This is a genomic window from Bradyrhizobium sp., from assembly GCF_035309285.1.
Lineage (GTDB): Bacteria > Pseudomonadota > Alphaproteobacteria > Rhizobiales > Xanthobacteraceae > Bradyrhizobium.
On sequence record NZ_DATGFH010000167.1, the window covers coordinates 124,285 to 145,389 of the forward strand.

Below are 21,105 nucleotides of genomic sequence, written 5' to 3' on the forward strand. Positions count from 1 at the left end.
TGATGCCACAGAACACGTTATGCTGAGCAGGGGCGAAGCGAGATAACGTAACGAATGGCAAAGGCGGGCGACAAAGGTAAAGGCGAGGCAAAAGGCTCGCGGCAGGATCGCCTCAAGCTGGCGCTGCGCGAAAACCTCAAGCGGCGCAAGGCGCAGGCGCGCGAGCGCGGCAAAGTGAGCGATGCGTCCTCGTCCGGTCACGAAACCTCCCTAGATGGGGAGGTTGGCAAGCGCCGCGACTAGTTGTATCGGCGCGGGGTGTTTTGCGAGTTGAGAGACGTGGATGGCGAGCGAGGGCGGGCCCGGCAGCAAGACGAGCACGAACATTGGACCGGGACGGGTATTTCCCCGCCTGGAGCAGACCTTCCCAAGGCTGACCGAAGCTGAAATTGAGCGAATGCGCCGCTTCGGCGAAGTGCGTCGCTACAAGGATGGCGAGCGGCTGTTCGAGGCCGGCAAGCCCGGTCCCGGCATGTTCGTGCTGCTGTCTGGCCATGTCGCGATCACCCAGCGCGACGGCTTTGGCCATGTCACGCCCATCATCGACCAGGGCCCGGGACAGTTTCTGGCCGAGGTCGGCCAGCTTTCCGGCCGCGTCGCGCTGGTCGACGGCCATGCCGAAGGCGAGGTCGAGACGCTGCTCATTCCGTCCGACAAGCTGCGCGCGCTGCTGGTGGCCGAAGCCGACCTCGGCGAGCGCATCATGCGCGCGCTGATCCTGCGCCGGGTCAGCCTGATCCAGGGCGGCGTCGGCGGACCGGTGCTGATCGGCCCGTCGAATTCCTCAAGCGTCGCGGGCCTGCAGAATTTCCTCACCCGCAACGGCTATCCGCATCATCTGCTCGACCCGGAGCGCGATCATGATGCCGCCGAGATCATCGCACGCTATTCGCCGTCGTCTTCGGATTGGCCGCTGGTGGTCGCGATCGACGGGACGGTGCTGCGCAATCCGAGCGAAACCGAGCTGGCGCGTGCGGTCGGCATGATCGGCGGACTGCGCGATAACCGGATCTATGACGTCGTCGTCGTGGGCTGCGGACCCGCCGGGCTTGCCACTGCCGTCTATGCCGCCTCCGAGGGCTTATCCGTCGCGGTGCTGGATGCGCGCGCCTTTGGCGGGCAGGCCGGCGCCAGCGCGCGCATCGAGAACTATCTCGGCTTTCCGACCGGCATCTCCGGTCAGGCGCTGACTGGACGCGCGTTCAGCCAGGCGCAGAAATTCGGCGCCGAGATCATGATCCCCGTCAGCGCGAAGTCGCTCGATTGCGAGCGCCGCGATGGCGCCTTCGCGCTCGCGCTGGAAGGCGGCGAGGAGGTGCGCTCGCGCGCCATCGTGGTGGCGAGCGGTGCGCGCTACCGGCGGCCGGATATCGCAAATCTCGAGACATTCGAGGGCCGCGGCGTCTGGTACTGGGCTTCGCCCGTCGAGGCGCGGCTTTGCGCCGAGCAGGAGGTGATGCTGGTCGGCGGCGGCAATTCTGCGGGCCAGGCCGCGGTGTTCCTGTCGGGACACGCGCGCAAGGTCACCATGATGATCCGCGGCGGCGGCCTGGGCGCCAGCATGTCGCGCTATCTGATCGAGCGCATCGAGGCGACGCCGAACATCGAGTTGATGTTCAACACCGAGATCGTCGCGATCGAAGGTGCAGCCGATGGTTCGCTTGAGCGCGTGCGCTGGAAGAGCCGCCTGTCGCCCGATGAATATACGTCCGACATCCGCAATCTCTTCCTGTTCGTCGGCGCCGATCCCGCGACCGGCTGGCTCGACGGCTGCGGCGTCACGCTGGACCGCGCCGGCTTCGTCGTGACCGGCGCGCAATCCGAGCTCAATCTGGGCAGGCCGGTCGCGCCGCTGGAGACCTCCGTGCCGGGCGTCTTTGCCGTGGGTGACGTGCGCTCGGGCTCGGTCAAGCGCGTAGGCGGCGCGATCGGCGAGGGCGCGCAGGTGGTGGCCGCGTTGCACAGTTTTCTCGGCGACGCTGCAAAGCCTGCGCTCTAGTACAATCGCGTAACACGGTTCCGGGACGCCGCGGCCTGCGGTCTCACCAATTTGCCTCAAATTTCGTGGCTTTTGGCGGCTGCCGCTTCGCCCTATAGTTGGCGGCCTCAAAACTCCGGGATTCGCGTATGGATCGCATTCGTATCGTCGGCGGCAACAAGCTCAACGGCACTATTCAAATTTCCGGCGCCAAGAATGCGGCGCTGCCGCTGATGATCGCGGGGCTTCTGACCGAGGAGACGCTGATCCTCGACAATGTGCCGCGGCTCGCCGACGTGGCGCAGCTCCAGCGCATCCTCGGCAATCACGGCGTGGACATCACCTCGGTCGGCAAGCGGCCGGGCGACCGCGCCTATCAGGGGCAGACCCTGCATATTTCCGCCGCCAACATCATCGACACCACCGCGCCTTACGAGCTGGTGTCGCGCATGCGCGCCAGCTTCTGGGTGATCGCGCCGCTGGTCGCGCGCATGCGGGAAGCAAAAGTGTCGCTGCCCGGCGGCTGCGCCATCGGCACGCGGCCCGTCGATCTCTTGATGATGGCGCTGAAAAAGCTCGGCGCCGACATCTCCATCGACGGCGGCTATGTGATTGCCAGCGCGCCGGGCGGTCTGCGCGGCGCGACCATCGATTTTCCAAAGGTGACGGTGAGCGGCACTCACGTCGCGCTGATGGCCGCAACGCTTGCGAAGGGCACGACCGTCATCACCAATGCCGCCTGCGAGCCCGAGATTGCCGACGTCGCCGCGTGCCTCAACAAGATGGGTGCGCATGTCACAGGCGCCGGCACGCCGCGCATCGTCGTGGAGGGTGTCGAGAAACTGCATGGCGCGCGGCACACCGTGCTGCCCGACCGCATCGAGGCCGGCACCTATGCCATGGCAGTGGCGATGACCGGCGGCGAGGTTCAGCTCGCCGGCGCGCGCCCGGAGTTGTTGCAGTCGGCGCTCGACGTGCTGGTACAGGCGGGTGCGGAGATTTCCGCCGACACCGGCGGCATCCGCGTCGCGCGCAACGGCGCCGGGATCCACCCGGTGACGGTTGTGACCGCGCCGTTCCCGGGTTTCCCCACCGATCTGCAGGCGCAATTGATGGCGCTGATGGTGTGCGCGCAAGGCGCGTCCGAGATCACCGAGACCATCTTCGAGAACCGCTTCATGCATGTGCAGGAGCTGGCGCGGTTCGGCGCCAGGATCAGCCTTAATGGCGAGACCGCGCGGATCGAAGGCATTGGGCAACTGCGCGGCGCGCCGGTGATGGCCACCGATCTGCGCGCCTCGGTATCGCTGGTGATCGCGGGGCTCGCCGCCGAAGGCGAGACCATGGTCAACCGCGTCTATCATCTCGACCGCGGCTTCGAGCGGCTGGAGGAGAAATTGAAGGCCTGCGGCGCTTCCATCGAGCGCATCAGCGATTAAATAGCGCGTATTCCGCAAAGTGGACACCGGTTTTGCGATGAGAATACGCGCCAAATGAAGGTGGGCGGATGTCTCCGCACCTCAAACTGATTGCGCTCGATGCCGAGGACCTCGCGGTGATCTCGGCCCATGTGCAGGATGCCCGGGTGCAGGCCTCCGATATCATCTGGCGGCAGGCCGAGAAGCGGCTTGTGATCGGCATGAACCGGCTGGACTGGGAGCAGACGCTGTCCGGCTGCACCGAGCCGCGCCGGCTGATTGCGGCGCTGCGCTTCGACCGCGTGCTTGCCTGCAAGTCGCGCAACATCGACCTCGCGAGGCCCGACAAGGCGCTGGAACTGGTGGGCATCGAGTTTCATGATGCAGACAGTCCTGGCGGCAGCGCGCTCTTGATGTTTGCAGGCGGCGGCGCGCTCCGGCTCGATGTCGAGTGCCTGGAATGCGAGCTGACCGATCTGGGACCGGAGGATCTCGCGGGGGAGGGTGTCTAACGTCATTCCGGAATGACGGAATGGGTTGACGGGAATAGCCCGCCGCGCCATTGCAATAGCTCACGAATCCGCCATCCCGAAAGCTCCCATGCCCGTTCGCCTCGACCGCTCCAGCGCCGATTTCGACGAGCGATTTGCAAAATTCCTCGGCGCCAAGCGCGAAGCGTCCGCCGACGTCGAGGCGGCCGCGCGCGCCATCGTGCAGGACGTCGCGAGGCGCGGGGACGCGGCGCTGATCGAGGCGACCAAGAATTTCGATCGGCTCGCGCTTGACGCAAACAGTTTGCGGGTGACACCCGCCGAGATCGCCGCCGCCGTGAAGGCCTGCGAGCCCAAAACGCTGGACGCGCTGAAATTCGCCTGCGACCGCATCGAGACCTTCCATCGGCGCCAGATGCCGAAGGACGAGCGCTTCACCGACGCCGCCGGTGTCGAGCTCGGCTGGCGCTGGAGCGCGGTCGAGGCGGTCGGCCTCTACGTTCCCGGCGGCACGGCCGCCTATCCGTCCTCGGTGCTGATGAACGCGGTGCCGGCGAAGGTCGCGGGCGTCGCCCGGCTGGTGATGGTGGTGCCGGCGCCGGGAGGAAAGCTCAACCCGCTGGTGCTGGCCGCAGCCGAACTCGGCGGCGTCAGCGAGATCTATCGCGTCGGCGGCGCGCAGGCGGTGGCCGCGCTTGCCTATGGCACCGCGACGATCGCGCCGGTCGCAAAGATCGTCGGACCCGGCAATGCCTATGTCGCCGCCGCCAAGCGCCTGGTGTTCGGCAAGGTCGGCATCGACATGATCGCAGGCCCCTCTGAAGTGCTTGTGATCGCCGACGACGGCGCCAATGCGTCCTGGATCGCTGCGGATCTCCTCGCGCAGGCCGAGCATGACGAAAGCGCGCAGTCGATCCTGATCACGGATTCGAAGCGGATCGCCGACGACGTCGCGCAAGCCGTGGAAGCGCAGTTGAAGACGCTGCCGCGGGCGAAGATCGCTGGCGCCTCGTGGCAGGACTTTGGTGCGATCATTCTCGTCAGGAATCTCGCGGAGGCCGTACCGCTGGCGGATGCGATTGCGGCCGAGCATCTGGAGATCATGACCGCGGATGCGGAAGGCCTCTCCAGGCAAATTCGCAATGCCGGCGCGATCTTTCTGGGCGCGCATACGCCGGAGGCGATCGGCGATTATGTCGGCGGCTCCAATCACGTGCTCCCGACCGCGCGCTCGGCGCGGTTCTCCTCAGGCCTCGGCGTGCTCGACTTCATGAAGCGGACATCGATCCTCAAATGCGGGCCTGACCAATTGCGCGCGCTGGGACCGGCGGCGATGACGCTTGGCCAGGCGGAAGGCCTGGAAGCCCATTCGCGATCGGTGGGAGTGCGCCTCAACCTCTCATGACCAAGCCGCCCGTCCAGGAACATCCCAACAGTCGCATCGTCGCGGTGACGCTCGACGAGGAGTCGATCGGACGTTCGGGACCGGACATCGAGCATGAGCGCGCGATCGCAATCTACGACCTGATCGAGCAGAATCTGTTTGCACCGGACGGCCATGAGGACGGCGGCCCGTTCACGCTGCACATCGGCATCACCGGCAACCGCCTGATGTTCGACATCCGCCGCCAGGATGGTACGCCCGTGGTCGCGCATCTGTTGTCGCTGACGCCGTTCCGCCGCATCGTGAAGGATTATTTCATGATCTGCGACAGCTACTACCAGGCGATCCGCACCGCGACGCCGGACAAGATCGAGGCGATCGACATGGGCCGCCGCGGCATTCATGACGAGGGCTCGCGCACGCTGCAGGAGCGGTTGAAGGGCAAGGTGCGGGTCGATTTCGAGACCGCGCGACGGCTGTTCACGCTGATCACCGTCCTGCATTGGAAAGGCTAGCCTTTCATGATGGCGCCGCGCGCGCGCAATCCGCAGTCCGTGCTGTTTGCCTGCGGACAGAACAGCGTGCGCTCGCCGATGGCCGCAAGCCTGCTGCAGCGGATGTTCCCGCAGGCGCTCTACGTGAAATCCGCCGGCGTCAGGAAAGGCGAGCTCGACCCGTTTGCCGTTGCGGTCATGGCCGAGCTCGGCCAGGACATTTCCACCCACAAGCCGATCACTTTCGAGGAACTGGAGGACTGGGAAGGGCTCAATTTCGACCTCATCATCACGCTGTCGCCGGAGGCGCATCACAAGGCGCTGGAGCTGACGCGGACGCTCGCCGCCGAGGTCGAATACTGGCCGACGCAGGATCCGACCACGACCGACGGCAGCCGCGAGCAGAAGCTCGCCGCCTATCGCGAGCTCTGCGACACGCTGCTCTTGCGCATTCGCAAGCGCTTTTCCAAGGTGGGCGCGGCCAGCGGTTAGCGCACGATCCGGAAAAAAGCCTGCCCCGCACTTGATGCGGGGTGTGCAGCGGTTCTCCGAAAAGCATGCCCTCGGGCTTGACCCGAGGGATCATGCGACAACCGAGGATCGAGAGCGCGATGGCGTTCATCCTGATCCCATCGCGCTCCAGCCGCCCGCCGTTGCGCTTTTGTCATCGAATCGAAATAGTGCCGGTGGCCTTAATGATGCCGCTCCATCGGGTGCATCTGGCCTTGCCGGGCAGCCACAATGGGTTGTGGAAGCCCGCACCTTCCGATAGGTTCCGCGCCGATCCGCGTCCAAATCCTGCCAATCACGACATGCTAGGCCGTCCCAAATTCGTTCTCGCGTCCGGCTCGCCGCGCCGGCTCTCGCTGCTCAACCAGGCCGGTATCGAACCGGATGCGCTGCGCCCGGCCGACGTCGACGAGACGCCGAGGCGCGGTGAGCTGCCGCGCGCCTGCGCCAACCGGCTGGCGCGCGCCAAGGCCGACGCCGCGCTGAAATCCGTGCAGCTCGACGACGAGCTGCGCGGCTCCTTCATTCTTTCCGCCGACACCGTGGTTGCGGTCGGCCGCCGTATCCTGCCCAAGGCCAATTTGGTCGACGAGGCCTCGCAGTGCCTGCGCCTGCTCTCGGGCCGCAATCACCGCGTCTACACCGCGATCTGCCTCGTCACGCCGCGCGAGGCGTTTCGCCAGCGCCTGGTCGAGACCCGCGTGCGCTTCAAGCGGCTCTCTGAAGATGACATCCAGGCCTATATCGGCTCCGGCGAATGGCGCGGCAAGGCGGGCGGCTATGCGGTGCAGGGCATCGCCGGCTCCTTCGTCGTCAAGATGGTCGGCTCCTACACCAATGTGGTTGGGCTGCCGCTCTATGAGGCGGTGACGCTGCTCGGCGGGGAGGGCTTTCCGATCCGTTTCGGCTGGCTCAATGCCGTCGCGGCCTGAAAAGCCCAGGCTCGAACCCGAGAAGCCCGGACCCGACAAGGGCGATGGCGACAAGGGCGAGCGCAAGGTTCGCCGCTGCCCGATCTGCGGCCGGCCGGCCGCCGAAGCAACCCGGCCGTTCTGCTCGGCGCGCTGCCGCGATGTCGACCTCAACCGCTGGCTTTCCGGCACCTACGTCGTTCCGGGCTCCGAGAACGACGAGGAGGACGAGAAATAGGGCTTGATCCGCAAGCAGTTGCGGACCAAAGGGGACGGGTAGACATGGGCGGCAGACCCCACTATAACCCGCCGGCCCGTGGGTCCTTCGGACGGCGCGGCATGCCCAGGTAGCTCAGTTGGTAGAGCATGCGACTGAAAATCGCAGTGTCGGTGGTTCGATTCCGCCCCTGGGCACCATGAGCCTTTCCGGCCCTGTTCTTTCTCCTCCGCGCCAGTTCGCCGATCAGCAAGAACCCTCGTAAAATCGGGATTTTCCTCATATATTGACGCCCGGTACGGTTCGCGACCATCCGAGGGCATCCGGCGTCTCCGGGTACACTGTGGGTACACTGGAAGAGCCGGGTACACTGGCTGGCCGCCCGATTGCGAGGGAACCTTCCCATGGCTGAACTGAGCGACACGAAAATCCGCAATGCGACGCCGACGGACAAGGAATACGCGATAGCCGACGGCCAAGGCCTCAGCCTCGTGGTTCGGCCCAATGGGACCAAGCTGTGGCTCTACCGCTATCGTTTCGGGGGCAAGCGCAAAAATATGTCTTTCGGCACCTTTCCCGGCGTCGGACTCAAGGCCGCGCGCGACAAGCGCCACAACGCGGAAAAGCTGCTCGATCAGGGCCAAGATCCAGTCGTAGTGCGCGAGGCCAAGCGACAGGAAGACGAAAAGCTCAAGCATACCTTCCGGGCGGTCGGGGAAGAATGGGCAAACGCGAAGTTCGAAAAAGAGAACAAGGCCAAGTCGACGATCAAGCGGGAACGCTGGAATCTCGCTCAGCTCAATCGTGAGATCGGCGACCGACCGCTTTGCGAGATCACTCCGCCGGAATTGTTGACCGCATTCCGACGTGTGGAGGCCCGTGGGCGGTACTACACCGTCGGACGCCTACGCTCGACCGCTTCGCGAGTCTTCCAATTCGGCGTCGGCGCCTCGTATTGTAGCAGCGACCCCACCCGCGACTTGAAGCACGCGCTCACCAAGGCACCCAAGGGCAATCCGCGCCCTGCGCTGACCGATCCCGACGACGTGGGCGACCTGATGCGCCGGATTGAGGTCTATGACGCCAAGAACGGTGGACTGGTGCGCTACGCGCTCAAGCTGATCGCCTTGACGATGGTGCGGCCCGGCGAGTTGCGGCTCGCCGAGTGGAGCGAGTTCGACGAGAAGAACCGCATATGGCTGATCCCCGCCGAGAAAATGAAGATGCGCGATGATCACGAAGTGCCGCTCTCCCGCCAATCGCTCGCTATCCTTGCCGAGCTGCGAGCTCTGACTGGCGGCGGCCGCTACTTGTTCTCTCATGACGATGATGCGCCTATGTCCGACAACACGATCAACAAGGCCCTGCGGATCATGGGCTACGATACCGGCCCCGGTGGCGACCACTGCGCGCATGGCTTCCGCTCCAGCGCCTCGACCTTGCTCAACGAAGAAGGCGCATTCGATGGCGATGTGGTGGAAGCTCAGCTCGCCCATGAAACGGACGAAAAAAAGAGGCGGCGCCGCGACGAGGTGGTGCGGCGCCAGCTTGCCAAGGGCGACAAGAACAAGATTCGCGGCATCTACAACCGGGCAGCCTATTGGAGCGAACGCGTGCGCCTGATGCAGCATTGGGCCAATCGTCTCGACCGCCTGCGCAAGGGAGCTGCCGTGCCGCTGCGCAAATCCGCTTAAAGCATAGCCCGTGATTCAACCCGTGGCAGCGAGGCATGATATTCATCGATGCTGTCGAGATCGATGAGCGTCTTGCCTCCCATCTTGTAGGCCCTGATCCGTTCCTGAGCGATCAGCTCATAAGCTTTCGTTTTTCCGAATTTTCCATAGCGGCACCCGTCCTTAAACTCGGCGAGCCGGCGTCGCTTGTTGTCATCATGGTTCATAGAGGTGCTTCGATGATCTCTGCCATAGTTGGATCAGGACCGGCCGCGTGAGTTGGCATTGCGTAGGGTGATTGTGTGGAGTCGCTTTGTGAGATGACGCCGCTTCCATGGTTGCTCGCACCGTCTCAATTTGAGTTGTTTCGGCGTCATCGGCGCGCAGCGCGTCATCCGCACCGCACCAGCTTTACGGTGCCAATGGTATCGACCAAAAGGCTTTTCGATGTAGCCTCCAACTCCTGCGTGCGGGAGAGTAAAAATCGGACGGTCGGACGCGCTGCCCGACCTCACCGAACCTCATCGAACTCGCCTTTCGGACGCCACGAGACAGGATCTGCGATCCAGCGGTTGATGTCGGATTCATGCCAGCCGGTCCCGTTGGTGCTGATTTTGAGCTGAGCCGGGAAGGTGCCCTCGGCGATCTTGCGGTAGATGGTAGACCGGGACAGCCCGGTCCTGGCGAGGACGGTTTTCAAACGTATGATACGGTCTGGTTCGCGCATGGCCGCGCTGCCTCCTGCTCGCTGTTTCTGACAGCATCTGAGACCAGACAGGACAGCGGGTTGCAGGCGCGCAAGCGCATTTTATACATCGCCGTACTATGGCGTTCAAACGGCGAGAATAGGATGGACTTAAATTTCGATGCCCCTACCTCTACCGAGGTCAATGCCACGGGTGAAGGCCAACTCCAGGCCGAGCCGGCGGCCTGACTCGAACGCGATGCCAAGTTCCCGCTTGCGGTTGGCGAGGATGGATTCCAGTTGCGGATCGCGCTCGAGGCTTCTCGCCATGTCGCCCATCGCCGAGCGCGTTGACCTGTAGCCGGACATGTCACCCGCCTGATACTGGCGCTGGCTGGTGTGGCCGAGCTCCTGCCAGCGTTCCACAAACCGGTCAGCGCGGCGGCTGGGATCGATGCGTAACTCTGTTTCGAGCTGGAGGGCGCGGATGGCGCGGTTGACCCGGCCTGACCCAGCCTCGCGGGCAAGATCCGGGTCTTTCTTGTAGGCGGCCTCGGCGTCGTGCGAGCCATAGGGCCGCACCTCCTCGAAGACCTGGCGGGCCTTTTGTAATTCTTTCACCTGATCGGGACTCGCCTTGCCGCCTATCTCCTGCGCTTCGAAGATCGCATCCACGGCGCGGGCATGGCGCACCAGGGCCTTCGTGCGCACCCGACGCGCGACCGCTTCCGGGTCTTCCGCCACCTTCCTTTCTGGCGCTTCGGTTTCGCGCCGCTCGGTCCCAATACCGCTCCTTTCCCTTTCCCGCGTTTCCTGCTCCGACTTCCGTCCGCCATCCGGACCGGGCGCATCTCCAGGAGAGCGAAGGCCGTCGAACATGTTGCGTACCTTCTCGGGCACGACGTTGCGCACGATCTCGGCCACGCGCTCGCGGAAGGTGATGCCACGCCGCTCGGCGTAGCTCTGCACCGGATCGGCATGCTCATAGTCCGAGGCCATATCCTTGGCGCGATCGCGCGACAGGGTGCGGACAAGCCGCTCCTGACCCGCAAAATCGTCGCGGCCATAATGCAGGTCCATACCGTCGCGGTGCCGCGACAGGGCGACATAGCTGCCGTGGGCGTCCATCCCGGGCGTCGCCAGCACATGGGCGCGGTCTACCGTCATGCCCTGCGCCTTGTGGATGGTCGCCGCATAGCCGTGGTCGATCTTGTTGTAGTCCTTGAGGTCAAAGCGAATGGATCTGCCATCGTCGGTCTGCACAGTCATGGATTGCGGGCTGACCTGCTCGATGGACCCGAGCGTGCCGTTCTTCACCCCGAGCCCACGTTCGTTCTGCAGGAACATGACGCGGTCCCCGCTGGCGAAGTGGCGCGCGCCGCGTTCGACGGTCAGGCGCACGTCATCCCCCAGATCACCGGCAGTCCGCATCCGTTCCCGCGCAGCTTCGTTGAGGGCGCGGACTTCGTTGTTGGTGTGGGTGAGGATGATCCGGCTCTTGTCGGGCGACGCCTGCCGGCCGCGGTCCCAGCGATCGATCAGATCGCCGCACGCCTGCTCGCGGGTTTGGGCCTCATGCACCATGCCGCGGGAGCGGTAGGCCTCAAGCGCATCGCCAGTCCTGCCGGTCGCCAGATCGCGCGTGGCGTCGCGCTGCCAGTTTTCCCGCTGGCGGCGCACCTCGCCGATTTCCGCCCCGGCGTGACGTTCGAGGATAGAGCGGAACGCCGCGCCCGCCTCGATGGCTTGCAGTTGTTGCGGATCGCCGACCAGGACGACTTTCGTGCCGGCCTCTGCAGCATGGGACAGCACGCGCTCGAGCTGGCGCGTGCCGACCATGCCTGCCTCGTCGATAACCAGAACATCGCGCGCGGTGAGCAGGTCGCGGCCCTGTCCCCAGCCATGCTCCATGCTGGTGATGGTACGTGACGCGATGCCCGATCCGCTTTCGAGATTTTCTGCCGCGATGCCGGACAGCGCCACGCCCCGGACCTCGTAGCCGGCCGCTTCCCAGGCCTCCCGCGCCACCGCCAGCATCGCGCTTTTTCCCGTTCCGGCATGGCCGACCACGACGCCCATGTCGCGCCCGTCCGTGACATGTGCCAAGGCGTCGGCCTGCTCGCCCGAGAGAACAAGACCGCGCGCTTTCGCTCGCGCCAAAGCGGCTTCGCGGTCCGCCTCACGCACCTCATGGTGCTCCCGTTCTGCTATGAGTTCTGCGGCACGGTGCAGGCGCTGTTCGGCCTCGATCATCTCGCGGGTGGTGAAGCGATCCTCGCCTCGAGCGTCGTTGCCGAGTTCGACGAGATTTGGCGCGCTACGTATCGCGCCCATGACCTCGTTAAACTGGTCGACCCCGTCGCTGTGCCGATGCGCAAACTTCGCCATGTCGCGGTGTGTGAAGGTCGATTGCTGCTGGGTGATCGCGTCCAGTGCGGCGGAAGGATCGGCGATGATCCGCGCACCATTGCCGCGCGCGATCTCGCGGTGCATCTCGGCGCGGTCGGCGGCCTCGATCCCTTCGCCCTCGATGCGCTGCGCCGGCGCGCCGATCTGGCTTTGCGGCTCCAGCGCGATGCTCTGTGCTTCCAGGCTGCGATGGTCGATGCGCGCATCGATGTCGAGTTCGGTCAGGCGCTCATTGGCAATCTCGGCCCAGCGTTCGCGCCATCGCTCGAGCATCTCCGTGCGGTTCCAGTCTCGTACCTTCTGGCCAAAACCGTTCTCGTCCACCGCGCGCATGGTGAGCATGACATGGGCATGTGGCTTTGGCATGCCGTCCTCGGCCATGTCCCAATGCACATTGAGATCGGCGATCATGCCCCGATCCACGAATTCGCTTTGAACGAAGTCGCGGGCGAGTTCAATGCCTTGTGCTTGTGTCATCTCGCGGGGAAGTGCGAATTCCACTTCGCGGGCGAGTTGCGCGTCCTTCCTGATCTCGAAGGCTTCGACATCGTTCCACAACCGTTCGCGGTCGCTCCACGCTTCCGGCGCATTCTCCGGCAGCATCAACTCGGAATGGACGACGCCGCGCTTGGCGGAGAAATCATGACTGCGATCAAGCCGCTGGTCGCGCAGCCGCGAGCCTGAGCGGTAGGCGGCCGACGCCATCGCGCTACTACCGACCTTGCGGCCAATGACCTTGACGTGAAGATGATAGATCGCCATTGCGACCAGATCATTTGCACGGCGAAGCGAACGTCGGAACGACGTATAAGCGCGCCCTCCCTCGAAAAATTCTCGGGAGGGACTACCGCGTCCCAAGCCGTCCTGACGACCTTACAGCATTGTGCCGGGTGCTCGACTATCATTTCTCCACCAACATTGACGGAGACGAGCATGCGCAAGCCACGGGACTTTGATGCCGAGCTGAAGGCACTTGGGGACAAGGCGCGCGATTTGAAGAGCCGCAAGGTGCAGCAGCTCGGCGAACTGGTCATCGCCACCGGCGCTGACGCACTCACGGCGGACGAACTGGCGGGTGCGCTGATCGTGCTGGCCGAGACAAAAGAGGCCGGAAAGAGGGAGGCCTGGGCCAGGCGCGGTGCCGCGTTCTTTCAAGGACGGTCGCGGCGAAATGCGCCAACAACTGACCGCAGCATGGACGGCGCTCCCGCGCAACCAGGCAGCGCGCAACCGGCATCAAGCCGCAAAGGCGCGGCATGACATGCGCTCGTGGCAAGTCGAGCGCCGCAAGCGCACGCGGCGTCTCATCGAACTTGGCGGCCTCGTCGTGAAAGCTGGCGTCGTGGACCTGACCGGCGACGACCGCGCCATGATCTACGGCGCGCTGCTCTGGATGGCTGACAAGCTCCAAAGCGACCAGGGTGAACAGGCGCGCAGCCTATGGGCCGCAAAGGGGAAGCAAGCGTTCGAGGCGGACCCAGCAACACAGATCAAGACTAACGGGTAATCCGCGTTACGCTGTCCGGCGAGGGTGATCCAGACAAAAGCTACGTATCTCGGCAGGATGCCGTGCAGAGGCAGCGCAATGCGAGCAAATCGCTTTAGTCGTGGCGTGCCTTGGTCTGATCAGTCGCGGCGCGGGCCGCCGCCACGGCCATCCAGTCCCGCAGCAGTCCTCTGTCCTCCTTCGAAAACGACGCCCGCCGCTTGAGATCCTCCAGTGTCTCGCCAGGATGGCATCGCTCGTAATCCTCCCGAATCAAGGACTCCAGGTAACTCCGTTCTTCCTCGCTCGCTACGTGCAAATGGTGATGATAGAAGGTCGGCATGGTAGACGACTTGGCGATGCCCGAAGCCGGCACAACGGCGAGAGTGACCGTTCAGTTCGGCTGTCAATTGCAGGCGGTCGGGAATAGCACTGCCGAGACCACTTTGGCGCCTTTGCGGTAACCCGAGTCAGCCTCCAATGGATGTCGGGCGCACATCAAAATCCAGTTGAGAGCAGGCTCGCTCTGCTCGCTTTGCCTCCTGTTGGTTGCGTTGCCGGGGTGGCGGGCGGCAAGGAATTGTCGAGCCTGGCACGTACTGCAGCTTTCAGGCGCTCAAAAGCGCGCTGCTCAATCTGCCGAATTCGCTCGCGCGAAACGCGGTACTCTCGCGCCAAGTCATCCAGCGTCTTTGGCTCGTCTGTCAGCATGCGCGCTTCCAGAATCGCGCGTTCACGTGCAGACAGCAGCTTGAGTGCCTCAGAGAGAGCAGCCCTTCGTCGTTCGTAGTTATCAGCGTCCGCCAGTAGGGTTTCAGAATCGGGCGAAGGATCGGCCAAACGATCCTGCCATTCCTGGGAAGTGTCTTCGTCGCTTATCGAGACATTGAGGGAGACGTCACCACGCAGTCGCCCATTCATCTCGATCACCTCCGACGGACTTACCTTTAACTGTTCCGAGATGTAACTCACCTGGTTCGGATACAGATCACCATCCTCAAGAGCGGACAACCTGTTCTTGAGCTTTCTGAGATTGAAGAACAGTTTCTTTTGAGCAGCAGTGGTGCCCAACTTGACGAGTGACCAGGACCTCAGGATGTACTCCTGGACAGATGCCCTAATCCACCACATCGCATAGGTGGCCAGACGAAAGCCCCTCTCAGGTTCAAAGCGCTTAACGGCCTGCATCAATCCGAGATTTGCTTCCGAGACGAGATCAGCAATCGGCAGGCCGTAGCGGCGATATTTCATCGCGATCTTTGCCGCCAGCCAGAGATGACTCGTCACCAGGTGATAAGCGGCCTCGCGATCGCCATGATCTCGCCAGCGCCTGGCGTGGCTGGCCTCCTCGGACGCTTCCAAGAACGGAAATTTTCGAATCTCCGTCAGATATCGGGAGAGCCCTCCATCCGAGGAGACCGAGGGAAGTGCTGCCATGCCCACCATGATGTTCGCTCCTTTCTTCCCGGCTGCATGCGTATCATTGGGAGGTGGTTGCCGTCGTCTTGGCGACCACTTTGCTCGCGAGAGAAGTCACTCTTCGGTACAACCGGCGAGCGCGCTTCTTCACATACGCTTTGGCGCTATCGAGGCCGGCCGTGCCGAGACGTCCGCTGGAGGAGAGAACAACGGACTGTCGTTCGAGCCAATCCAGGAGACGATCGTAGGTTCGGGTGATCTCTCGAAACCAAGCGGTAAGGTGTCTCATATCCAAGTCCTCCGAGAGCAAGTTGCGCTGAGTCCGGCGCTTGACGGAAACGCCGACCTCCGTCCTGTTCCGTGCCACCGGCGGTCTGGTCGCTGTCCAGGCCGAAACCCGCCGTTCGAGCTTTTTCGCCCAGCTTTTTTCGACAATATGACGCGGCAGATTGAGTTGCATGGCTTCCTCCTAGGCTGCCGCCCGCCGCTCGGTCGAGCGCAGGCGCATGGGCCTGCCGCCTGGCGGATTGCGCGGAGCACCGTCAAGGGCGCACAAGGCCTCGAGAATTTCGTCGACGCGGATAGGCGCCTTAACGCCCTCCGGCGCGCGAAGGGTGGGACAGGACGCGATCGCCGAGGCATCGGACGCCCACGAGGCGAGGATGGCGCGCTTCTCACCGAGGCTTAAGGTTGGGTCACCGACCACGTCGCGCGGATGCGCATAGACTTTGCCGGGATGAAGAAACGCTTCAAATTCGAGTACGTTGTCATGACGAGCGGTCGTCGGCCGCATGGTTGCCTCCAATTCCAAGAACGAGTTTGAGGTAGCCGCGCGGTGATCCGCGCGGCTGGGCTGGCGCCGATTGGAAAGATCGATCAGGCGGCCTTCGCCTCGATCCGCCTGACATTGCCGGTGCTGACTTCGCCAATCGGGATGCGGCGCGGCTTCATCGCTTCCGGAATTTCGCGCAGAAGGTAGATGATGAGGAGGCCGTGCTCGAAGCGAGCGCCCTTGACCTCGACATGATCGGCCAGCGTGAATTGGCGCCGGAAGGAACGCGCGGAAATGCCGCGATGCAGGAAGGTCCCCTCTTCCTTCTCACGCTTGCGGCCTTCGAGCGTCAGCACATTTTGCTCGACGGTGAGCGCGATCTCGTCCTGCGTGAATCCGGCCAGAGCCACCGAAATTCGGAAGCGGTTTTCGTCGAGACGCTCGATGTTGTAGGGGGGATAGCTCTCTTCGGCAGTCCGCTGGACCTCGTCGAGAACGTCAAAAAGGCGGTCGAAGCCGATGGTCGACCTCCAGAGGGGAGTCCAATCATACCTCATAGCCAAATCCTCCTGAGAGCAAATTGGGTACGAGCCGGCACCGGACACCTGCCGGTGCCCGCCTCTCAGTCCGGGGCCCATGTGGCGCCCCGGCCGCATCTCTGCGTGCCCAAAAGAATCTTCAAGCTTCGAAAAAGTTCAAGAGGGTGGGGAAAATTTTTTTGCTTCCGGCAACGGCGTGGTTAACCCACCGTTGAGTGCCCACGCGGTGTCTTGACAGCGGGCCGCCCGCGCCTAATTTTTTCGGCGCCAGGGGGCTTTTCCTCTTGCACAAGGAAAGTATGACGACCGTCAGGAGACGACGATGATCGAGGAGAACCTTGCCCGCCTGCGGGCGTACCGCAAACATTCGCCGCTACGAGCGGTTGGTCGCGACGCAACCCTCGGACCTGGAGCGGGCCTTCATCGCAAAGCGGCTGGAGGAAGAACAGGCCGAAGCCGAAGCTCTCGTCAAAACATTTCCCTTCAGTCTGCCGGCGCTTGGGCAACCGGCGGACGCAGCAGCGTAGAGGCGCGTCATGTCTGGGCTTGAAGCTTTCATTATCCGGGGACACGAGAAAATCATCGATCACTATCGGCGAATGCGCGATTTCGCTCCTTCCCACGCCGAGCGTGAACGTTTTCACCGTTGTATGGAGGAAGAAGAGGAAGCTTTGCGGAAGTTTGTCGAAGGGCGATCGCCTCCGCTACGGCGCGCAGCATAGCCCTCCGCGGTCGCCACGCTCTTTTCCCAGAGACATGCATACCTTGGTGCGGGACTTATGCACGACCAGGGCGTTTTTGCAGAGCCAAAGAGATGGATTGGTCTCGCATGAGGAGCGTGAGGCCCGCGTGTTCGTGAAATGCCGTCGCACTCGAGCAAGGAAAGGTGGGAGAGGGTTTGATGATTGACAAAAAGCGCCGCCCCACCTTTGCGGGTGCCGCAGACCTCGTCGCGCACGCTAAGGTGGCGGCCCGCCATCTCGAAGACTTGTGCGCAGCTTGCACGAACGGCGACAAGGGTGCGGCACGAGCAGCGCTGCGCCAGGCGATTAGCGAGCTCGAGGTGGCGCGAACCATGTTACGGACTGGACTTGAATGATGGGGGCAACATTGTCGGGTATCTCACGATGAGGTTGTGATGACTACGAAGGTTCATGATGCGTTGACGGAGGCCCTCGATTGCGTGAAGGCAAGCGGGCTTATACGCAAGTATAGCCTTGTCTTGAGTGGTCGGAGCGAGGTGCCGCACATCGCCGTCTGGAAAGCGACCGATGCTTCAGATGAAGCGCTGCGCCACTCTCTTGCGGAATCTCTTGCCGACCTTGCAACCGAGTCGCAGGTTACCATTGAAAGAGAGTAGGTGGGTTTGGGTGTTACGAATCCTGAGTTCTCCTCGGCTCTTTGCGATGCCGGGTGACCTGCCGCGAGCCCTGCCCGAAGCAGGGATTTCAAACTTGGCCAACAGTTCAGGACCTGCGAGTGCCGAGGAGGGCCGCTAATCACACGCTTACCTGTCAACACAACGCAATGAAGCCCGACGAAGCTATTCCGGAAGTTCGGCCGAGTAGCTGCTCTTGAAGATTGGCCACGCTGCTCTAGATCGCTTATCGTTAAGGACGAATGGCCGCGGAGCAGATCCGGGGCGCCGTTTAGACAACTTCAGCAAGATGGGCTCGTCAGCGGCATGAGGGGGCGGGAGATAAGGTCCGATTGCTGCGCCCCCGGCGAGGTGTGACCATGGCAGTTCGCACAGAGATTGTCATTGAATGTGGTCAAGGGAAGGTGCCGCCAAGGGCGTATGTTGGAATGCCTGCCGGCTCTCTTGACCAGGATGGATGGTAGGACGGTGCTCACGACCCGCGAAGCCTCGTTCGCTGCGTTGGAGGCGCAGGTGCGTGAGATAAAGGCGCAATTGGATGCCTGTCTCGCCGAAGCAAAGGCTTGCTTGCCAGCTTGAGCCGGTACGCTAGGAATTCATAAGGATTTCGGAGCGCATTGAGGTTGAGGAAGCGCCCTTCCGCGACCGGCTTCCTTCTCTATCTCTCTGCTCCTCATCGAACGACAAGAAAATCATTCGATTAGAGATACCCGAGGCGCCGATCTGGCTGAACGAAGTTGTGCCGGATCAGAGCTCATTTCAGGACTTCGCTGACTATCTCTGCCTTTTTTTGCGCAAGGCGAAGCGTAGGCTAGGACGCGGACTCATTAAGGCGCAACCATAGCCTGATTGACGCGAGTTGAACGAAGGCAAGGTAGTTGGCAGCAAGCCTGTCATAGCGCGTCGCCACCCGACGACATTGTTTGATCCTGTTGAAGAACCGCTCGACCTGGTTGCGAGCGCGATAGAGATAAGGGCTGAAGCAGATCGGATCACTGCGATGCCTTTGGGCGGGATGTTGGCCCACGCGCCCTTCTTCATGGCAAGCTCTCTGATCCAGTCGGCGTCATAGCCACGGTCGGCAAGCAGCATTGACCCGGATTTCAATCGAGATAGCAATTTTCCGGCAAGTCGAACGTCGTGTCCCTCGCCGGGGCTCAACGCCAGCCGTACCGATGCCATTCTGTCGACCACCGCATGAATTTTGCTCGTCAAACCACCGGGTGACCTTCCCATCGATTGGCGCTGGTTCCTTGTGATGCAGGCTCCATGCTGATGCACGCGCACAATGGAAGTGTCGATCATCTGGACAGCGGCATCATGGGCAGCGGCGAGTGCGTCTATGATGCGGCTCCAGACACCAGCCCGCCGCCGGCGGACGAATCGGTTGTAGCAGGTGGTGTATGGGCCGAACGCCTCCGGCAGGTCGCGCCATGGCGCTCCCGATCGCAAGACCCAGAAGATTCCGTTGAGAACTCGTCAGTCATTCACCCGTGGCCTGCCGCGCGGTTTGTTCAGTAGCATTGTCTTGATAGCAGCCCACTCATCGTCAGTGAGTTCGTAGCGCTTGCTTCGCTCCCCCGATCAGGAGCTTGAATCACGGCTCGGTGGACGGGCTCAACATGGCGGGCGCCAAATGATGGCTGGAACCGAACGGCCAAATCCGAGTTAGGAACTTTGTGGCAAAGGGTATATTGTCTCGGCATCACCGGCTTCGGCTCTGTCCGTAGGCGTCGGTGGCTGAGAGACCGATTGCGCTCCCGCCTGCAAACGCAGAAGGAGCGCGCGATGGTTGAGGCGTTTAGCCTGGAAACTCAGGAATTGTTGGATGCTGCCAACCGGGCCATCGCCCGCAGTCGTGACCTTGCCCAACAGCGCCAACAGATGATGACGGAATGCGAGCGGAGTCTGCACCGCCAGGAAGTTCGTCTTGCCTTTCTCCGCGAAATAAGGAAACTCAAATAGGTCTTTTTGCGTTTCAAGTTCGGTCACGGCTTGACATTCCATGCCCGAAAAATCTCGCCCAGCGCCTAAAGTCCAGATTTTTCGACCTCGCGACTATGATCGCGATGAGATCGAGCGCGCTCGGGAGGTTATCAGGTTCGCGAAGAAGGTTTTAGCGGAGTCTGATCCATCCATCCTGTTGGGCCGGCACAAAGCGGATCTCCCTTCCGAGAGCCAGTCCGACCCACCCTCCGAGAGACAATAAACGTCCGGCTGCGCCGCTAGCGTCTGACAAGTGGGCTTCAGACGCGCGCCTGACGCAGGCGCTCTGACTAATGAGTACACGCGGCCTAGCCGGCCTCGCACGTAAGGCCGGTCCGATGCGGATGATCAGTCAACTGAGGTCGCCTCACTTCGGCGGCTGGAGTCCGGGAGACGTGATCCAGCCAGCTACTTCGGCTACCATTTCGTTTTCGCGAGCCTTTCGTAGAAGCTCTGCCTGCTCCGGCCCTGGAGGAAGCTTTTTTGCTTCGTCTCTAAGGCGTTTGGCTTCGTCGGCGAGCCGTTCTTCGAGGGTAATGGTTTGTCTAAAACGGCGGCGAATCTTCATGACACAACCTCGTGCTTACGGGTCCTAACCGTAGGGTTCGCACTTTCGGTTTTAGTACGTAGTCACGCGGCGATCTGTTTCCAAGTTACCAGGCACCAAATTCGATCACCACCAACGACGCGTACGCCTTGATGCCGGCCAAGTCATCGTCGCATGCAGCGGCAATGCGCGATGCGCTGCCAGCAACAGCACCCCCGCGGCTAGCCTGATCCGGGACCATGCCGACAGCAGAGATAGCCCCGCACCGGTCGGACCGTCAACCAAACCAATCTTATGCAGTGTTTTCGTGCATCCCCTGGGTCGCCGCTGCAAGCCGCACGTTGACAGTCGCTTAGTGGGAGCGCCAAAAAATTTCGTCGTTCCCCTTGAATCGGATTTTTTCTGCTCCTAGGTGGTTTTTCCGCCGGGGGCTGGTTAACGGCTCCGGTTAAATGACATCGCTAGACCGTTAAGGAGGATGTGCATGCATTTCCGTCCGCTGCACGACCGTGTGCTCGTGAGCCGCATTGATGCCGAGGAAAAGACCGCCGGGGGCATCATCATTCCTGACACCGCAAAGGAGAAGCCGCAGGAAGGCGAGATCATCGCTGCGGGTCCCGGCGCGCGGAATGAGCAAGGCCAATTGGTCCCGCTCGATGTGAAGATCGGCGACCGGGTCTTGTTCGGCAAATGGTCGGGGACCGAGGTGAAGATCGATGGCCAGGATCTGCTGATCATGAAGGAGAGCGATCTCCTGGGCATCGTCGAACACAGCGGCAAGTTGAAGAAGGCCGCCTGACGCTGCTGA

General features: G+C 62.6%; 25 protein-coding genes, 1 tRNA gene and 1 pseudogene. 16 read left to right on the forward strand and 11 right to left on the reverse strand.

The window, feature by feature from the left end:
* Window positions 1-54 precede the first annotated feature (54 nt).
* The 11 genes from VKR55_RS29935 (at window position 55) to VKR55_RS29985 (ending at window position 9,097) form a co-directional block, all read left to right on the forward strand.
* Complete coding sequence (locus tag VKR55_RS29935) at window positions 55-243, forward strand: hypothetical protein (RefSeq protein ID WP_324409000.1); 189 nt, start codon at window positions 55-57, stop codon at window positions 241-243.
* 40 nt (window positions 244-283) lie between these two features.
* Entirely contained in the window at window positions 284-1,999 is a 1,716-nt protein-coding gene (locus tag VKR55_RS29940; protein ID WP_324409001.1) for an FAD-dependent oxidoreductase, read from the forward strand.
* Window positions 2,000-2,127: 128 nt separating this feature from the next.
* Complete coding sequence (gene murA / locus VKR55_RS29945; RefSeq protein WP_324409002.1) at window positions 2,128-3,417, forward strand: UDP-N-acetylglucosamine 1-carboxyvinyltransferase; 1,290 nt, start codon at window positions 2,128-2,130, stop codon at window positions 3,415-3,417.
* Window positions 3,418-3,485: 68 nt separating this feature from the next.
* Complete coding sequence (locus VKR55_RS29950; protein WP_324409003.1) at window positions 3,486-3,908, forward strand: DUF2948 family protein; 423 nt, start codon at window positions 3,486-3,488, stop codon at window positions 3,906-3,908.
* An 88-nt stretch (window positions 3,909-3,996) separates the two neighbouring features.
* The gene (hisD, locus tag VKR55_RS29955) at window positions 3,997-5,292 is read left to right on the forward strand and encodes a histidinol dehydrogenase (RefSeq protein ID WP_324409004.1); all 1,296 of its coding nucleotides are present in this window, start codon (window positions 3,997-3,999) and stop codon (window positions 5,290-5,292) included.
* Complete coding sequence (locus VKR55_RS29960; RefSeq protein ID WP_324409005.1) at window positions 5,289-5,786, forward strand: UPF0262 family protein; 498 nt, start codon at window positions 5,289-5,291, stop codon at window positions 5,784-5,786. The genes hisD and VKR55_RS29960 overlap by 4 nt, the downstream gene beginning before the upstream one ends.
* 6 nt (window positions 5,787-5,792) lie before the next feature.
* Entirely contained in the window at window positions 5,793-6,257 is a 465-nt protein-coding gene (locus tag VKR55_RS29965; protein WP_414642494.1) for an arsenate-mycothiol transferase ArsC, read from the forward strand.
* 320 nt (window positions 6,258-6,577) lie between these two features.
* Complete coding sequence (locus VKR55_RS29970) at window positions 6,578-7,207, forward strand: Maf-like protein (RefSeq protein ID WP_324409050.1); 630 nt, start codon at window positions 6,578-6,580, stop codon at window positions 7,205-7,207.
* Complete coding sequence (yacG, locus tag VKR55_RS29975; protein WP_324409006.1) at window positions 7,191-7,424, forward strand: DNA gyrase inhibitor YacG; 234 nt, start codon at window positions 7,191-7,193, stop codon at window positions 7,422-7,424. Before VKR55_RS29970 ends, yacG begins: the two co-directional genes overlap by 17 nt.
* Window positions 7,425-7,527: 103 nt before the next feature.
* Window positions 7,528-7,603, forward strand: a tRNA-Phe gene (locus VKR55_RS29980).
* Window positions 7,604-7,807: 204 nt separating this feature from the next.
* On the forward strand, window positions 7,808-9,097 hold the full coding sequence (locus VKR55_RS29985; protein ID WP_324409007.1) for a tyrosine-type recombinase/integrase: 1,290 nt from the start codon (window positions 7,808-7,810) through the stop codon (window positions 9,095-9,097).
* On the opposite strand, the gene VKR55_RS29990 is transcribed toward VKR55_RS29985, so the two are convergent.
* From VKR55_RS29990 to traA, 3 genes are all read right to left on the reverse strand, one after another.
* Window positions 9,094-9,303: a MerR family transcriptional regulator gene (locus VKR55_RS29990; RefSeq protein ID WP_324409008.1), complete on the reverse strand. Its 210-nt coding sequence runs from the start codon at window positions 9,301-9,303 to the stop codon at window positions 9,094-9,096. The two genes, VKR55_RS29985 and VKR55_RS29990, sit on opposite strands and share 4 nt — an antisense overlap.
* 284 nt (window positions 9,304-9,587) lie before the next feature.
* On the reverse strand, window positions 9,588-9,803 hold the full coding sequence (locus VKR55_RS29995; protein WP_324409009.1) for a helix-turn-helix transcriptional regulator: 216 nt from the start codon (window positions 9,801-9,803) through the stop codon (window positions 9,588-9,590).
* 129 nt (window positions 9,804-9,932) lie between these two features.
* Window positions 9,933-12,932, reverse strand: a complete 3,000-nt coding sequence (gene traA / locus VKR55_RS30000) for a Ti-type conjugative transfer relaxase TraA (protein ID WP_324409010.1) — start codon at window positions 12,930-12,932, stop codon at window positions 9,933-9,935.
* Between the two features lie 171 nt (window positions 12,933-13,103).
* Here traA and VKR55_RS30005 point away from each other — a divergent pair, with 171 nt between their 5' ends.
* Together VKR55_RS30005 and VKR55_RS30010 are read left to right on the forward strand one after the other, a co-directional pair.
* The gene (locus VKR55_RS30005; RefSeq protein ID WP_324409011.1) at window positions 13,104-13,430 is read left to right on the forward strand and encodes a conjugal transfer protein TraD; all 327 of its coding nucleotides are present in this window, start codon (window positions 13,104-13,106) and stop codon (window positions 13,428-13,430) included.
* Between the two features lies 1 nt (window position 13,431).
* Window positions 13,432-13,677: a conjugal transfer protein TraD gene (locus VKR55_RS30010; protein WP_324409012.1), complete on the forward strand. Its 246-nt coding sequence runs from the start codon at window positions 13,432-13,434 to the stop codon at window positions 13,675-13,677.
* A gap of 94 nt (window positions 13,678-13,771) precedes the next feature.
* On the opposite strand, the gene VKR55_RS30015 is transcribed toward VKR55_RS30010, so the two are convergent.
* The 5 genes from VKR55_RS30015 to VKR55_RS30035 form a co-directional block, all read right to left on the reverse strand.
* Entirely contained in the window at window positions 13,772-13,999 is a 228-nt protein-coding gene (locus tag VKR55_RS30015) for a hypothetical protein (protein ID WP_324409013.1), read from the reverse strand.
* Window positions 14,000-14,154: 155 nt separating this feature from the next.
* Window positions 14,155-15,102: an RNA polymerase sigma factor RpoH gene (gene rpoH, locus VKR55_RS30020; RefSeq protein ID WP_324409014.1), complete on the reverse strand. Its 948-nt coding sequence runs from the start codon at window positions 15,100-15,102 to the stop codon at window positions 14,155-14,157.
* A gap of 34 nt (window positions 15,103-15,136) precedes the next feature.
* The gene (locus tag VKR55_RS30025; protein WP_324409015.1) at window positions 15,137-15,535 is read right to left on the reverse strand and encodes a hypothetical protein; all 399 of its coding nucleotides are present in this window, start codon (window positions 15,533-15,535) and stop codon (window positions 15,137-15,139) included.
* Window positions 15,536-15,544: 9 nt separating this feature from the next.
* A complete protein-coding gene (locus tag VKR55_RS30030) occupies window positions 15,545-15,868 on the reverse strand; it encodes a hypothetical protein (protein WP_324409016.1) in 324 nt (107 codons plus the stop codon).
* An 83-nt stretch (window positions 15,869-15,951) separates the two neighbouring features.
* Window positions 15,952-16,404, reverse strand: coding sequence for an Hsp20 family protein (locus VKR55_RS30035; protein WP_324409051.1), 453 nt, complete (start codon window positions 16,402-16,404; stop codon window positions 15,952-15,954).
* 883 nt (window positions 16,405-17,287) lie between these two features.
* On the opposite strand from VKR55_RS30035, the gene VKR55_RS30040 reads away from it, so the two are divergent.
* Both VKR55_RS30040 and VKR55_RS30045 read left to right on the forward strand, forming a co-directional pair.
* Window positions 17,288-17,485, forward strand: a complete 198-nt coding sequence (locus VKR55_RS30040) for a hypothetical protein (protein ID WP_324409017.1) — start codon at window positions 17,288-17,290, stop codon at window positions 17,483-17,485.
* Window positions 17,486-17,524: 39 nt separating this feature from the next.
* Window positions 17,525-17,746, forward strand: a complete 222-nt coding sequence (locus VKR55_RS30045; RefSeq protein WP_324409018.1) for a hypothetical protein — start codon at window positions 17,525-17,527, stop codon at window positions 17,744-17,746.
* Window positions 17,747-18,575: 829 nt separating this feature from the next.
* Here VKR55_RS30045 and VKR55_RS30050 read toward each other — a convergent pair.
* The 3 genes and pseudogenes from VKR55_RS30050 to VKR55_RS30060 all read right to left on the reverse strand — a co-directional run bounded on the left by VKR55_RS30050 (window position 18,576) and on the right by VKR55_RS30060 (window position 20,318).
* Window positions 18,576-19,288, reverse strand: a pseudogene (locus VKR55_RS30050) (IS5 family transposase).
* Window positions 19,289-19,432: 144 nt separating this feature from the next.
* Window positions 19,433-19,756: a hypothetical protein gene (locus tag VKR55_RS30055; RefSeq protein ID WP_324409019.1), complete on the reverse strand. Its 324-nt coding sequence runs from the start codon at window positions 19,754-19,756 to the stop codon at window positions 19,433-19,435.
* A 361-nt stretch (window positions 19,757-20,117) separates the two neighbouring features.
* The gene (locus VKR55_RS30060) at window positions 20,118-20,318 is read right to left on the reverse strand and encodes a hypothetical protein (RefSeq protein WP_324409020.1); all 201 of its coding nucleotides are present in this window, start codon (window positions 20,316-20,318) and stop codon (window positions 20,118-20,120) included.
* Window positions 20,319-20,781: 463 nt separating this feature from the next.
* On the opposite strand from VKR55_RS30060, the gene groES reads away from it, so the two are divergent.
* Entirely contained in the window at window positions 20,782-21,096 is a 315-nt protein-coding gene (groES, locus tag VKR55_RS30065; protein ID WP_324409021.1) for a co-chaperone GroES, read from the forward strand.
* Window positions 21,097-21,105 lie beyond the last annotated feature (9 nt).